The organism is Streptomyces sp. NPDC001532 (assembly GCF_040298625.1).
Classification (GTDB): Bacteria; Actinomycetota; Actinomycetes; order Streptomycetales; family Streptomycetaceae; genus Streptomyces.
Map to the genome: position 1 here is coordinate 52,410 of NZ_JBEPAL010000013.1, position 14,626 is coordinate 67,035.

At 69.5% G+C, this 14,626-nt stretch carries 10 protein-coding genes and 1 pseudogene; 4 read left to right on the forward strand and 7 right to left on the reverse strand.

The features are described from left to right. Positions 1–431 precede the first annotated feature (431 nt). Positions 432–2,033, reverse strand: coding sequence for an amidohydrolase (locus ABT232_RS14935; protein WP_351840282.1), 1,602 nt, complete (start codon positions 2,031–2,033; stop codon positions 432–434). A gap of 47 nt (positions 2,034–2,080) precedes the next feature. Beyond that, complete coding sequence (locus ABT232_RS14940) at positions 2,081–2,521, reverse strand: Lrp/AsnC family transcriptional regulator (RefSeq protein ID WP_043498889.1); 441 nt, start codon at positions 2,519–2,521, stop codon at positions 2,081–2,083. 268 nt (positions 2,522–2,789) lie between these two features. Between ABT232_RS14940 and ABT232_RS14945 the strand changes: the two genes are divergently transcribed. Continuing rightward, positions 2,790–3,227, forward strand: coding sequence for a hypothetical protein (locus tag ABT232_RS14945; protein WP_351840284.1), 438 nt, complete (start codon positions 2,790–2,792; stop codon positions 3,225–3,227). Between the two features lie 388 nt (positions 3,228–3,615). Here the strand turns inward: ABT232_RS14945 and ABT232_RS14950 are convergent, their stop codons facing one another. Then, positions 3,616–4,788 carry an acyl-CoA dehydrogenase family protein gene (locus tag ABT232_RS14950; RefSeq protein WP_351840286.1) on the reverse strand — a complete coding sequence of 391 codons (1,173 nt, stop codon included), beginning with the start codon at positions 4,786–4,788 and terminating at the stop codon, positions 3,616–3,618. A 328-nt stretch (positions 4,789–5,116) separates the two neighbouring features. On the opposite strand from ABT232_RS14950, the gene ABT232_RS14955 reads away from it, so the two are divergent. Continuing rightward, a complete protein-coding gene (locus ABT232_RS14955; protein ID WP_351840288.1) occupies positions 5,117–6,355 on the forward strand; it encodes a glycoside hydrolase family 18 protein in 1,239 nt (412 codons plus the stop codon). A 59-nt stretch (positions 6,356–6,414) separates the two neighbouring features. On the opposite strand, the gene ABT232_RS14960 is transcribed toward ABT232_RS14955, so the two are convergent. The 3 genes and pseudogenes from ABT232_RS14960 to ABT232_RS14970 all read right to left on the reverse strand — a co-directional run. Then, positions 6,415–7,074 (reverse strand): TetR/AcrR family transcriptional regulator, encoded by a 660-nt coding sequence (locus ABT232_RS14960; RefSeq protein ID WP_351840290.1) that lies wholly within the window; start codon positions 7,072–7,074, stop codon positions 6,415–6,417. A gap of 116 nt (positions 7,075–7,190) precedes the next feature. Further along, complete coding sequence (locus ABT232_RS14965) at positions 7,191–7,331, reverse strand: SCO1431 family membrane protein (RefSeq protein ID WP_351840292.1); 141 nt, start codon at positions 7,329–7,331, stop codon at positions 7,191–7,193. Between the two features lie 118 nt (positions 7,332–7,449). Next, positions 7,450–7,593: pseudogene (locus ABT232_RS14970) on the reverse strand (peptidase C39 family protein); the annotation flags it as partial. Positions 7,594–7,869: 276 nt separating this feature from the next. Here ABT232_RS14970 and ABT232_RS14975 point away from each other — a divergent pair. Continuing rightward, positions 7,870–8,052 carry a helix-turn-helix domain-containing protein gene (locus ABT232_RS14975; RefSeq protein ID WP_351840294.1) on the forward strand — a complete coding sequence of 61 codons (183 nt, stop codon included), beginning with the start codon at positions 7,870–7,872 and terminating at the stop codon, positions 8,050–8,052. 676 nt (positions 8,053–8,728) lie between these two features. On the opposite strand, the gene ABT232_RS14980 is transcribed toward ABT232_RS14975, so the two are convergent. Further along, positions 8,729–11,725: a DEAD/DEAH box helicase gene (locus ABT232_RS14980; RefSeq protein ID WP_351840296.1), complete on the reverse strand. Its 2,997-nt coding sequence runs from the start codon at positions 11,723–11,725 to the stop codon at positions 8,729–8,731. 157 nt (positions 11,726–11,882) lie between these two features. Between ABT232_RS14980 and ABT232_RS14985 the strand changes: the two genes are divergently transcribed. Further along, a complete protein-coding gene (locus tag ABT232_RS14985; protein ID WP_351840298.1) occupies positions 11,883–14,471 on the forward strand; it encodes a DEAD/DEAH box helicase in 2,589 nt (862 codons plus the stop codon). Positions 14,472–14,626 lie beyond the last annotated feature (155 nt).

A 14,626-nucleotide genomic window follows, 5' to 3' on the forward strand; every position in this document is an offset into this window, starting at 1 on the left:
GTGCACGGATTTGACCGCCTGCCGATGGCGGCGGATGGGGGCCCGGCGCTCTTCGGGCCGACCTGGGACCCGCCGGCTGCGGGTCGACCGAAAGCCGTTGTCTACTGAGCGCCCGGGCCCCACCCGGGTCACACCTTCCCGGCCGGCCGGAACGTTCCCCCGGTGCGGTGCGGACGCTGAGCCTGGCTGCCAGTGACGGTGGCCCGGTGGGGTTCACCATCCCTGACCCAGCGGCGCCGCGACGAGTGCGCGAACGTTCCCCGGTCGGGGTGTCCGGTGGTGGACCCGGCAGAACCTACCGGCCCCTCACCGTCGCCTGTCAACAGCCGCTTGACCTGCGACTCCGTGATGAACCCGCAGGTCGGAGCGGAGGATGCGCAGGTCGCGAGACGGTGGCCGGGCGGTCCGCTCGCCCGTGCCGGCCGTGGAGATCACTCGCCCGGCCGTACGAACACGGTCCGTCCGCCCACCACCGTGCGCAGGCAGACCGGCAGGTCGCTGCCGGGGGTGAGGTCGGGCAGTCCGGGGGTGCCGGAGCGCGGGTCGGTGGACCAGCGCGCGACCCGGTCGTCGGGGGCCTGCACCACGAGCGCGCCGGTGCGCCACACCGCGTAGTCCGCGGGCGCGCCCGGCACCAGGACGCCCGCGTCGTCGCGGCCGGTCGCTCGCCAGCCGCCGCGCGTGTGGGCGGTGAAGGCGGCTCGTACCGAGACGCGGTGCTCGGGGGTGCGGTGGAAGGCGGCGGCGCGGACCGTGCCCCACGGGTCCAGCGGGGTGACCGGGCTGTCGGAGCCGAGGGCGAGCGGCACCCCCGCGCGCAGCAGGGCCGCGAAGGGGTTGAGGGCGCGGGCGCGTTCGGCTCCGAGGCGCTGGGCGTACATGCCGTCCTCGCCGCCCCACAGCGCGTCGAAGGCGGGCTGCACGGAGGCGGTGAGGCCGAGTTCGGCGAAGGCGGCGACGGTCTCGGGGGTCAGCATCTCGGCGTGCTCGACGCGGTGCCGGGCGGCGCGGATGCGGGCGAGGCCGACCTTCTCGGCGGCGGCACGCACCCCCTCGACGACGGCGGTGACGGCGGCGTCGCCGATGGCGTGGAAGCCCGCCTGGAGACCCGTCTCGGTGCAGGCGACGACATGGGCGGCGACGGCGTCGGCGTCCAGGTAGGCGGTGCCGGTGTGGGCCGCGTCGGTGTACGGCTCGTGCAGGCAGGCGGTGTGGGAGCCGAGGGCGCCGTCGACGAAGAGGTCGCCGGCGGCGCCGATCGCGCCCAGTTCGCGCGCCTTCGCCACATCCCGCTCGGCCCAGTAGCCGACGACGCGCGGGCCGCTCTCCTCGGCGGCGAGCCGGAGCAGGCCGGTGAAGTCGTCCTCGGAGGAGATGTCCGGCCCGCCGCACTCGTGGACCGAGCCGATGCCGAGGGAGGCGGCGTGGGCGAGGGCGGCGCGCTGCGCCTCGGTGCGCTGGGCCGGGGTGACGGCGGCGAGGGCGGCGGCGCGGACCGTGTGGTGCGCGTCGGCGGTGAGCGGGCCGTCGGCCGCGTCGAGGCCGGGCGTCAGCTCCAGCAGCGCCGTGCTGACGACCGCCGAGTGCACGTCGATCCGGCTCAGGTACAGGGGCCGTCCGCCGGTCGCCTCGTCCAGCTCGGCACGGGTCGGCGGGCGGCCGCCGGGCCAGCGGGCGGCGTCCCAGCCGTGGCCGAGCAGCACCCGGTCGTCCGGGCGGGCGGCGGCGAAGCCGCGGACCAGGGCGAGTGCCTCGTTGAGATCGCCCGCGGCCGACAGGTCGAGCCCGGTCAGGGCCAGTCCGGTGGCGGTGGTGTGGACGTGGGCGTCGGTGAACGCGGGGGTGACGAGGGCGCCGTCGAGGTCGACGACCTCGTCCACGCCGTCCGCGAAGGCGTCCGCCGCGCCTTCGGAACCGACCCAGGCGACCTGGCCGTGCTCGACGACCATGGCGGTGGCGAACGGGTCGGCGGGGCTGTGGACCTCTCCGCGGCGGAGGAGGACGGTCTTCGTCGGGTCGGTGCGCTCACTCATGGGGAACAGTCTCGCGCCCCGCGTGCGCCGTCCCGCACGCAGGTGGTTCAGATGCGCGGCGGGCGTGCCTCGTACGGCGTCGACAGGACGACGGTCGTGCGGGTGGAGACCCCGGCGAGGCCGCGCAGCCGGGCCAGCAGCTCCTCCAGTTCGTGCGGGGTGGCCACCCGCACCTTGAGGATGTAGTTCTCGTCGCCGGCGACGCTGTGGCAGGCCTCGATCTCGGGGACGCCGGCGAGGCGGTCCGCGATGTCGTCGGGTGCGCTGGGGTCGAACGGTTTCACCGAGATGAAGGCGGTCAGGGGCAGCCCGACGGCCTCGGGGTCGACGACGGCGGCGTACCCGCGGATGACACCACGCTGCTCCAGCCGGCGCACCCGCTGGTGCACGGCCGACGTGGACAGGCCCGTGGCCTTGCCCAGGTCGGTGTAGCTCATCCGCCCGTCCTTGACGAGCAGCTGCACGATCTGTCGGTCCAGCTCCTCCATGACGCAAGAACCTACAGTGCCGCTGATCTCCTCGGATAGCTTGCGGCCCAGGTCATGCCCGGTTCGTGATGTGGCCGCGCGGAAGCCGTGAACCGTCCGGGCCGCGGGGCCTCCCGTGCGGGGCCGCCGCACAGGCCGTGTGACGAATGCCACAGCCTCTCCGCCGTCTCCGTGATGTTCTCGTGATTACCCCGGAATCCGGCTGGGAAGTGCTTGCTGTGGTCGAGGCCGCAGTGCCTGAACGGCCCAGCCCGAGGGGGAGAATCCCATGCAGAGTCTTAAGCGCCCTGGTCGTGTCGCGCCCAAGCGCCCGCAGCCGGTCGTCGAGCCCGAGCCGGAGGGCGTCGAACCCGACGCCTACGACACCGACGAGTTCGACGCGTACGACACCTTCGAGATGTACCGGGTGATCTGCCCGGACTGCGCGCAGCCCATCGCCCTGCTGGCGGACGAGGAGGTCCTGCCGGAGCACGCGCTGTGCGCCTCGCCGTGGAACCCGTTCGGTCTCACGGTCTGTGCCGGTACGGGCCGCCGGGCCACCGACGCCCGGCCCGCCGACGAGTCCTTCGAGCCGCAGGAGCAGCACACCGCGCTGCTGCTGACCCTGCCGCAGGGTCTCGACTGGCGGATGCAGCCGTTCTCGCACGTCGGCGGCCCGGGCTCGCGCCCGATGCGCGTCCCGGCGATGCGCCGCCAGGCCGCCTGAGCCACCCGGCCCGGTTCTCTCGACCGACCCGCGCCACGGCACTCGAGCCGTGGCGCGGGTCGGTCGTGTCCGGTGTCCGGATCACCTGAGGTCACCGGACCGGACATCCGCAGAACGCACGCCCTATTCCGCGCATCGTGACCTGTCCGCCCGGCGCGGCGTTGCCCCGGTATGACCCCCACTTACTCCGCGACCGGGCGTCAGCGTCCACTGTTCGTTCCCGCAGGATCGGTTCCGCTGCCGCCTGTGGCGGCGCCGCCGCAGCTCCAGGACCCGCCGATCTACCGGGACCTCATGCGCACCTGGGCCAGCGGCGGACGCACCCTGCCGGGGCGCCACGACCCCGAGTGGGTCAGGCTGGCGGCGCCCCTGGTCAGGCCGGGTCAGTTCAGCGGCTCTCCGGACCGGCGAGGTGACGGGCGATGACCATGCGCTGGATCTGATTGGTGCCCTCGACGATCTGGAGCACCTTGGCCTCGCGCATATGGCGTTCGACCGGGAAGTCCGCGGTGTAGCCGTACCCGCCGAGTATCTGGACGGCGTCCGTGGTGACCTTCATCGCCGTGTCGGTGCAGTGCAGCTTGGCCATGGCGGCCTGCTTGGCGAACGGCCGGCCCGCGTCCTTGAGCCGCGCCGCCGCGAGGTAGAGGGCGCGGCCGGCCTCGATCTGCGTCGCCATGTCGGCGAGCATGAACCGCAGGCCCTGGAAGTCGGCGATCGGCCGGCCGAACTGGCGGCGTCCGGTCGCGTACTCCACGGCCGCGTCGAGGGCCGCCTGGGCGACACCGATCGCGCAGGCGGCGATGCCGAGCCGCCCGGAGTCCAGGGCGTCCAGGGCGATCGCGAAGCCCTGGCCCTCCTCGCCGATGCGCCGGTCGTCGCCGACGCGCACCCCGTCGAAGTGGACCTGGGCTGTGGGCGAGCCCTTCATGCCCATCTTCTTCTCCGGCGCCGCCGCGCTCAGCCCCTCGGCGTCGCCGGGCACCAGGAAGGCGGTGATCCCGCGCGGGCCGTCCTCGCCGGTGCGGGCCATCACGGTGTAGAAGTCGGCGATGCCGCCGTGGGTGATCCAGGCCTTGCTGCCGGTGATCAGCCAGCCGTCGCCGTCCCGTACGGCCTTGGTGCGCAGGGAGGCCGCGTCGGAGCCGGAGGACGGCTCGGAGAGGCAGTAGGCGCCGAGCAGGCCGCCGCCGAGCATCGCGGGCAGGTGCTCGACCTGCTGCTCCTTGGTGCCGAAGGTGGCGAGGGCGTGGGAGGCGAGGGTGTGGACGCTGACCCCGAGGCCGACGGTGAGGCGGGCCGCGGCGAGCTCTTCCAGGACCTGGAGGTAGACCTCGTAGGGCTGGTCCCCGCCGCCGTACTCGGCGTCGTAGGGCAGGCCGAGGAGGCCGGATTCCGACAGGAGGGTGAATATCGCGCGCGGGAAGCGGCCGGCGTCCTCCTCCTCGGCCGCCGCCGGGGCGATCTCACGCTGCGCGATGTCGCGGACGAGCGAGATCAGGTCCCGGGCCTCGTCCGTGGGCAGTTGCCGGTCCACCGGCTGCGGGGCGTGGTCGGGCATGGCGACGCTCTCCTCCCGTTAGGGCATATCGGCGGACGAGCGCCGTGGGTGGGGCGGCTCCGCCGGGTCTCTCTGAGGGCCGGCCGAGGCCTGGGCTTCCGGGTCGCGGAAGCCGCTGACCAGCGGCTGTGCGCTGTGAGTATGCCCGATCCGAGGCGCTCCGTCACCGGTTAACGACCGCTCACTTCAAGAATTATGCGCCCTCCGAAATTGGTCCGCACCATTGACCGAACTGGTCTAGTCCTCCTACGGTGTCGCATCACCGGACGCCTTTTCGCGTTCATGCCAATCAGCACGCGTCCCCCTCTCCCCCACGAGGAGACACCCGATGCGCACCCCCCTCCGTTCCCGCGCCCCGTTCCGGGCGCTCGTCGCCGCCGCCTGTACCGCCGTCCTCGGGGCAGGACTCCTCGCGGGCGCCGGCGCCACCACGGCCACCGCCGCCCCCGAGGCCGAAGCCGCCGCGGGCTCCAAGGTCGTCGGCTACTTCACCGAATGGGGCACCTACGACCGCAAGTACCTGGTCAAGAACATCGAGACCTCCGGCTCCGCCGCCAAGCTCACCCACATCAACTACGCCTTCGGCAACGTCGTCGGCGGCAAGTGCGTGATGGGCGACGCCTACGCGGCCACCGACCGGACCTACACGGCCGCCGAGTCGGTCGACGGGGTCGCCGACACCTGGGACCAGCCGCTGCGCGGCAACTTCAACCAGCTGCGCGAGCTGAAGAAGAAGTATCCGAACCTCAAGGTGCTGTGGTCGTTCGGCGGCTGGACCTGGTCGGGCGGCTTCGGTGAGGCCGCGAAGAACCCGGCCGCGTTCGCCCAGTCCTGCTACGACCTCGTCGAGAACTCCAAGTGGGCGGACGTCTTCGACGGCATCGACATCGACTGGGAGTACCCCAACGCCTGCGGCGCGAGCTGCGACACCAGCGGGCGGGCGGCGTACAAGAACCTGATGGCCGCTGTCCGGGCCAAGTTCGGCTCCGGCAACCTGGTCACCGCCGCGATCCCGGCGGACGCGAGCACCGGCGGCAAGATCGACGCGGCCGACTACGCGGGCGCGGCCCAGTACGTCAACTGGTACAACCCGATGACGTACGACTACTTCGGCGCCTGGGACGCCACCGGCCCGACGGCCCCGCACTCGCCGCTGACCTCGTACACCGGCATCCCGAAGGCGGCGAACCACACCTCGGCGACCATCGCCAAGCTCAAGGGCCTCGGCATCCCCGCCTCCAAGCTGCTGCTCGGCATCGGCTTCTACGGCCGCGGCTGGACGGGCGTCACCCAGTCCGCGCCCGGCGGCACCGCGACCGGCCCGGCGGCCGGCACGTACGAGCAGGGCATCGACGACTACAAGGTGCTGAAGACCAAGTGCCCGGCGACCGGCACGGTGGGCGGCACCGCGTACGCCAAGTGCGGCAGCAACTGGTGGAGTTACGACACCCCGGCGACCATCGCGACGAAGATGACGTACAAGAACCAGCAGGGCCTGGGCGGCACCTTCTTCTGGGAGCTGAGCGGCGACACGGCGAGCGGTGAGCTGATCAAGGCCATCAACTGACCGGTCGCGAACGGGCAGGGCATACGGGGCGGAGGCCGGTCATGGGCCTCCGCCCCCGCTCATCCCTCCCGGCGGGCGGGCCGCGGGGCCGGATAGGCGGGGTCCATCTCCTCGATCGCGCGCATGGCACCGCCGAGCGTCTTCACCAGCAGCTCGCACATCACCTCTCGGGTGAGGGCGGGACGGTCGATCCAGTCGAGGGTGGCGCCCTCCACCCCGCACACCCAGCCGAGCAGGCCCATCCGCGCCAGCGGAGTGATGTCGGCGCTGCCGTAGGCCCCCTCGGCGATGGTGGCGACGATCGCCTCGCGCACCCCGTCCCGGATGGCCTGCACCTCGGTGTCGAAGCCGACCCCGCCGCTGACGATGGTGCGGTACGCGGCCTGGTTGTGCTCGGCGTAGCGCAGATAGCCGTCGATGGTGCGCTCCACCCGCTCGCGCGCGGGCAGCTTCAGTCCGCTCGCCGCGAAGGTGACCAGATCGGCGACCGAGTCCTGGACGATGGCCAGGTAGTAGCCGCGCTTGGACTGGAAGTAGTAGTAGATCAGCCCTTTGGCGACATGGGCCTGGCGGGCGATGTCGTCCATCGAGAGCGCGTCGTAGGACGTGTCGGCGAACAACTTCCGCCCGATGGAGATGAGTTCGGCGCGGCGGGCGAGGGAACGCTCGGTACCGCGCGGCCGGGGGCGAGCCGCGTCACGCTGTTCACTGATGTTCACGTTTCGACCCTGGTTCCAACGGGCGGCGGGACATCCGCAGTATGGCAGGTCGGACCGGACGGGTATGCGTGAGGTCACAGCGGGGATGTGCGCCGGCTCACAGCGCCCCCGCCGGCTCAGAGCAGGCCGAGCTGGGTGATCAGCATCGCGACGACGGCCACGAGGACCCAGCCCATGACGTGCTCGACGATCTTGGGGCCGTCGTCCTGCGGGCCTCCGGTGCGGACGCGGGCGGCGGTGACTGAAGTGGCGGTCATGTGCTTCTCGCTGATCTCGTGCGTGCGGTGGACTCCCCCCACCGATTCGTCCACCTTGCCACCGCCCGCGCCCTTTGCGGCAGAGACGTTGCTCACAGCCCCCGCCGCGGCCCGGTGCTCAGCGCACTCCGACGGCCGCCAGCGCCGCCCGCTGGCGCGGGGTCAGCCGCGCCGCCGGGAAGTAGAGGTAGCAGACGCCGCCGGTGCCGGAGACGACCTTGCCGGAGGCGTTGTACCGCTTGGTCCGCAGCCAGATGTTCTCCAAATGGGAGGGCGCCGCTTACCACGCGGCACCCTCCCGCACAAACATGCAGGTCAGAGGCGCGGACCGCACGAGCCAAATCGAGCGCGACCGCGCCGGTGCTGACCTGGTGCTGACTTCCACTGACGTCCGTTCCGGCCCGTTCGGGTGCGTCGTGCTGGTTCGGTGCTGACTCCGGGGCCCTCGTCGCGACGCAGGCCTCCACCCGCTTGGTGCGGCCGTCTTTCCTCACTACCGTCCTCGCGAGCACCTGAAGCAAGCGTAGAGGAACTGTTTGTGAGTGAGCCGATGTGGGACGTCAAGGCGCTTGCCGCCTATCTCGGGAAGCCGGCTTCTTGGGTCTACGACAACCATCTCAAGGAAGAAGTGCCAAGCTTCCGCGTAGGCCAGCAGCTTCGGTTCTCGCCGGCGGAGGTCCGAAAATGGCTGGAAGAGCGGTGCCGAATGGTCGAAGCATGAAGCACAAGGAGTCGGCGCGCAGCTGCCTCACGTGATCATCGCCGAGCGCAAGGTTCGAATTCCCGTCCGGCGAATTCATACCCTTCGGCGCCGTCAGGTCCTTTCCTGCCGAGGCAGCGGAAGCCCCCAACCCCTCCCTTCCGAACGCGGAGAGGTGCCTCTTACCAATCTCACGGTCTGGCCACGGCGACGAGAGCTAAAGACACTCGGCACCACGCATTTTACGCTTCGCCATTCCGCACGGCGTCGAGGGCTCGCATAACCGCGCTCGTGGGGATGCGTTCCTGCTCCGGGCGCGGCCTCGGGAGCAAAGCGCCGCCTGGGCATGGGCTGAATGTCCAGGCTCTGACCACCGCCAGCAGAGGAATACGCTTTCTCCGTGCCGCGCCCTGGATCGGCCCACGACCTGACGGCTGCCCCCGCCGACGGCGTCGTCCAGGCGTCACCGACGCCGCCGCCTACATGGAAACCACCGCGGACTCCGGTCTCCAGCAAACCGCCGACACTATGCGCTCCCAGCAGGCGGCCGAAGGGCCAGCGACACAGCGACTGGGAAACAGACATGCTCCGTCCGCGCCAGGCTCCGCAACCCTGCCGAGCGCGCGTCCGTCGAACTCAGGCACTGGGGGCGGATGCCGCGCTTCAGGCCCCCCTCGTAATCACACAAATATGTTCTTCACTCGCAAGAGGGCAGATCGGAGGCGCTCAGCACGAGCGCCGCGGTGAGGATATACGGTGGCTTCGTCGACATCTGCTGCTGCTGGTCGAGCAGGTCGAGACGCTTCCGGAGCCGCACGTCGAGCTCAACAGCTTTGCGGTGGAGGCTCTCCGAAGACTCCTTGGGCTTCTCACCTCTCCGTTCCTTCTCGGAGGCCGCTGCGGCATCGAAGAGCAGCCGCTCGCTCTCCGAGGTCAGGCGCTTGGTCACCAGTTCCCGTGTCTTGATCAACTCTGCCAGGCGACGGGGCTGGACCTCGGCCAGGTATTCGGGGAGTTGGTTGGCGATGATCCAGCTGGTCGCCTTCGACTCGGCGTCCGCCAGCCAAGGCAGTCCGTGCGCGATGTCGGTCGCTGCGCTGTCGGGCGCCGCAGCACAGTCGAGGTAGGGCGCAGGGCCGGCCGGGTGCACGGTGCCGCGACTGTCGACGTAGGCGTAGGAGAACCGTCGGGCCACCGACTCGCCGGTACCGTCCACGACCTCCTCTTCGACCCCGACGAGCAGGTGTGGCGCGTCGACAGCGGCCGAGACGAGGATGGTGCCCCGGTTGAGGGCGCCGCTGAAGTTCCGGATGGTTTCCGCCATGACGGCGTCGTGCAGTGGGTGGCCCGGGGCGATCAGGTCGACGTGGGCGCGGTCGTCGGGCTGGACCCGGCCGAGGTCGAAGGTGACGTGGTCGTACTTGGTGGCGATGGGGCCGTTGCCCGCTGAACGGACATGTTGCGGCACGTGGGCGATCTCGTGACGACCCTGTGCCCGCTTGACGATCCGGCCGCCGAGCCGGGTGAAGGCGTCCTTGAAGGTAGATTCGATGTCGTGCGGCTCAAGACGCCGGGCGCGGGCATCGTCCATGGTGGCGCGCAGAACACCGAGATCGGCATCCGAGAGGTGCTCCGAAGCGAGCGCACGTTCGTCCAGGAGACTCTTGAGGCCGTCTCCGACGGTGCTGTCGATAACCTCGTGCATCCTGCCCTTGACAGCCGGCTGCTCACCGTACTGGATCGCGTCGAGGAGCAGGTCTCGCAGCGGAGTCTCGGCAAATGCCTCTCCCAGGACGTCGAAGACCTTCCCGCCGTACGTCTCGCGCATCTGGTCGAGTTTCTCCAGCAGACGCGTGAAGACCTCACCTTCGCGGGTGTTGGAGGCTACGAGGTTCCAGAGCCGACAGACCTCCTCCTGGCCGATGCGATGGATGCGGCCGAAGCGCTGCTCGATGCGGTTGGGGTTCCAGGGCAGGTCGTAGTTGATCATCAGGTGTGCGGCCTGCAGGTTGAGGCCCTCGCCCGCGGCGTCGGTGGCCAGCAGGATCCGAACGTCGCGGTTCTTGGTGAACTCCTCGGTGATCTGCCGGCGTTCTGCCCGACGTACGCCGCCGTGAATGGCCTTGACAGCATCGGCCCTCCCAAGCAGCGAGCCGATCTTGGCCTGCAGATAGCGAAGGGTGTCGCGGTGCTCGGTGAAGACGATCAGTTTCCGCGGGTGCCCCTCGGCGTCCGTCACCAGCGCGTGGTCCCGGAGGAGGGCAGACAGCTCGGACCACTTGCGGTCCGTGCCCGCCTCGCGGACCCGCTGCGCCGTCCGCACCAACGTCCTCAGCTCGACGAGCTCGGCATCGAGCTCATCGACCGTCCGTGCCGCCGTCGCCGCGTCGAGCAGTTCCTCCTCGATCTCCTCGATCTCCTGGGCGTCGAAGTCGTCGTGGTCGAAGGAAGCAATGTCAACGGTGGGCATGCTCTCGCGACTGGTGCCGTCGAGGATCTCCTGTTTCCTGCGCTCCAGGCGCTCGGTACGCCGCACGAGGCTCTTGTAGATCGCTTCGGGGCTGGAGGCCAGTCGTCGCTGCAGCACGGTGAGTGCGAAACCCACGGTGTTCTTGCGTGTGCCGCCAATGCGGTCGGCGCGGTTCATCCCCTCGCGGACGTAGTGGGTGACGTCCTCGTAGAGGTCGTACTCGAGTGCCGTGAGTTCGTAGGGGACGGTCTCCGCCACTCGCTCGGGAAAGAGTTTCCTGCCCTCGAATGTAAGCAGGTCTTCCTTGATCATGCGCCGCATGATCCCGCCGACGTCGGCGCTCCTCTTCTGCCTGCCCTCGAACCGGTCACGGTCCAGCAGGGTGAGGAAGAGCTGGAAGTCCTCCTCCTTTCCCGAGTGCGGGGTCGCGGTCATCAGGAGCAGGTGGCGCGTGATCTCCCCGAGCTTCTCACCGAGCTGGAACCGCTTGGTCTTCTCCACCTTGCCGCCGAAGTAGTGACCACCCATGCGGTGCGCCTCGTCTACGACGATCAGGTCCCATTCCGTGTCCCGGAGCTGTGCCTTCAGGTGCTCGTTACGGGAGAGCTGGTCCATGCGCGCGATGAGAAGCGGGTGGGCCTCAAAGACATTGAGATGGAGCGGCGAGTCGGCGAGCTGGTTCGTGAGCAGGTCGAAGCGGAGGCCGAACTTGAAGAAGAGCTCGTCCTGCCACTGGTCGACCAGGCCTCCTGGAGCCACGACGAGGCACCGTTTGACATCGTCGCGCAGCAGTAGCTCCTTGATGTAGAGCCCTGCCATGATCGTCTTTCCCGCACCCGGATCGTCGGCGAGCAGAAAACGCAGCGGCGTACGGGGCATGAGCTCGCCGTACACGGCGCGAATCTGGTGCGGGAGCGGCTGGACGTCGCTGGTCGCCACGGCCAGCATCGGGTCGAACAAGCCGGCCAACGAGATCCTCTGAGCCTCGGCGACCAGCTGGAAGTCACGTACGTTCGCGTCGAAGGCGCGGCTACCGCTGCGGGCAATGCTCAGCCTGCCCTCGTCCCTCCGGAAGACGATCTGCTGATCGAGGGCGCCCCCGGCCGTCTTGAAAGTCAGCTCGACCGCGTCTCCACCGTGCGGCTGGGCGGCGATGAGCGTGACGACCTCCGCCGGTACGAGTCCGTCGATCCGCAGACCCGGCCTGAGCTCCTCGAGCAGCACGTGCACAACCTCCGCTTGGCAGCCTGCGAACGCCACTCGGACGTTCCGGCGATGTCGTGATCCCGTCGACTTGATCAACGGGGGTCGCTAATCTTCCCAGAGGTCATGCGAGTCGGCGGGGGCAATGAAACGAGAAACACGTCATCACCTGCGTGGTGTGGTGGAAGACGTCGGTGGTTGGCACAAGCTCGCGGCTGAGATCGCCGAGCGACGTGGGCCCGTCGAATCAACAGCGGAGGACGCCGCCAGGCAGCTCCTCAACCGCGTGGTCTCGCTCGGGACCAAGACCACCACGTCATGGCGCGTCCTGCAGGTCTCGCCGTCCGATGCCGGCCTGGTGACCGCCCTGGCCTGCCGCCAAGCCCTTCCCGCGATCACAGCCGATACCCAGCAGGGCATCCGACGGCTGACCGACGACGCCGGCCGGGCGTTGACGGCTGTCCGTGCACTATTCGGTCCCCGCCGGATCTTCTCGGGCAAGAGCCGCAAGGAAGAAGCGGAGCAGGCCGCAACCTATCTCCTGTCACTTCACGAGGGGGTCACGAGCACCCGGCTCGTACCCGAACTGGAAGGCCTGGCGGCGTGGGACGGGAAGGCCGCCCCGGCAGTCGGGCCCTCAGATGTCCTCGACGAGAGGGTCGGCTTCGGCCGGCGCCTCGGCGCCCGGGCCGAACTCGTCGGGCGGCCTGAGCTGGATGCCGCCAAGACCGCGATCACCGCGATCGACCTGGCTCTGCACCGAGAGAGCGAGTTCAGAAGGGCCGTCGACACCGCAGGCAACGCCGTCCGGCAGGGCGAGGTTCGCAAGCTGGTCGCCGAGATGCCCGTCGAACGGCTCAAGGACGCGACCAGCGGCCAACTGCGCATCACGGCGCTGGTCGATGCCGGAATCAGGAACGTGCAGCAGGTCCTCGACCAGCAGTCACGGATCCGGTCGCTCCCGGGGGTCGGAGACACGACGGGCAACCGGATGGTCGGCGCCGCGCAGACCATCTGGCAGACCACCATGGACGAGATGCCGATCCGCATCGACATCAAGAACCGCTCACAGGCCACCACTAAGCTCCTCGCGGCCATGCGAGCCTGGGACGCGGCGCGCTCGATCCGCAGCGCGACAGCGGACCTCGCCGCTGCCGACGCGGTACGACCGCTCCTCCAGAACCTTGATGCCCGAACCTCCCACGTGGTACTAGTCCCCCAGGCCCGGGCCGTCGCCGAGTTGCGTACCGCGCTGGCTGCCGTCGAGAGACGCGGGGCGGTTCTCAGTGGCGGGAACAGCGGCGCGGGCGGCGACCCCTGGGAGGACTTCATCTCCCGGCCGGCCGACTACTACGCGATGCTCGCGGAGCTCGGATTCCTGGCCGACGACGCCGAGAAGAGCCAAGGCCACCTGCCGGCCGAAATCGTCCAGGCGGTCAGGGAGCTCACCCTCGACACCACTCATCTGAAGGCGTCCCTCCGCGGATACCAGTCCTTCGGCGCCCGCTTCGCGATCGTGCAGCGGAAGGTCGTCATCGGCGACGAGATGGGCCTGGGGAAGACCGTCGAGTCCCTCGCCGTACTCACCCACCTGCGCGCCAAGGGCTCCTCCCACTTCCTGGTCGTGTGCCCGGCCGCCGTCGTGACCAACTGGGTACGCGAAGTCCAGGCCAAGTCCGATCTGCGGGCATACCGCCTCCATGGACCTGCACGCGACGACGCGCTGAAGTCGTGGATCCGCAGCGGAGGAGTCGCAGTCACCACCTACGACATCCTCGGATGGCTGGACGGTCGGATTCCCGAACGTGCCGAACCTGCGTGCCTGGTGTTCGACGAAGCGCACTACATCAAGAATCCGCAAGCCAAACGAACCCAGCGCTCCACGGCCCTGATAGAGCGCTGCGAGCGAGCAGTCCTCCTCACCGGCACCCCACTGGAGAACCGGATCGAGGAATTCCGCAATCTCATCGGCTACCTCCGGCCGGACCTTCCGGTCAGTGCATCGGAAATATCTCCTCGTCAGTTCCGGAAGCAGGTGGCACCTGCATACCTCCGCCGGAATCAGGAAGACGTCCTCACCGAGCTCCCGGAGCGGCTCGACATCGACGAGTGGCTGCCGATGTCCAGCATCGATGAGCAGCACTACCGGGCGGCCGTCATCGACGGCAACTTCATGGCCATGCGCCAGGCCGCCCTACGCGCCGGTGCCAAGTCCGAGAAGATGCAGCGCCTCATCGACATCGTCCAGGAGGCGGAGGAGAACCAACGCAAGGTGCTGGTCTTCTCGTACTTCCGTGACGTCCTCGACGAAGTGGCGTCGAACCTTCCGGGGAAGGTGTTCGGGCCGCTGACCGGCTCAGTACCCGCCGCGACGCGACAGAGCATGGTCGATGAGTTCTCCCGAGCTCCTCACGGGGCCGCCCTCGTCGCACAAATCGTGGCGGGCGGCGTCGGCCTGAACATTCAGTCGGCATCGGTCGTCGTGATCTGCGAGCCTCAGCTCAAGCCGACGACTGAATGGCAAGCCATCGGCCGCGCCCACAGGATGGGGCAACTGGAGTCGGTACAAGTACACCGCCTGCTCTCCGAAGAGGGCGTCGACCAGCGCATCATCGAGATCCTGGCACGCAAGAACCAGCTCTTCGCGGATTTCGCCCGCGTCTCCGAGACGGCGGACAGCGCCCCTGAAGCGTTCGACATCACGGACGCCGAGCTGGCACGCGAGATCGTGGCGGCCGAGCGCGAGCGCCTCCTCTCGGGCAGCTGAGGGGCGCGAGAGCCGGAGCCGACTGCCGTCGGCTGATCCAGGCATCCTCATCTCTCTCGCCGCCGTCACGGCAGGAGCCCCACAGGGCTGGCTGGATCTCGGGCGATCAATGCCGCACCTCACCCTTCGGCACGCGAAGGACCGGGTTGCCGGCG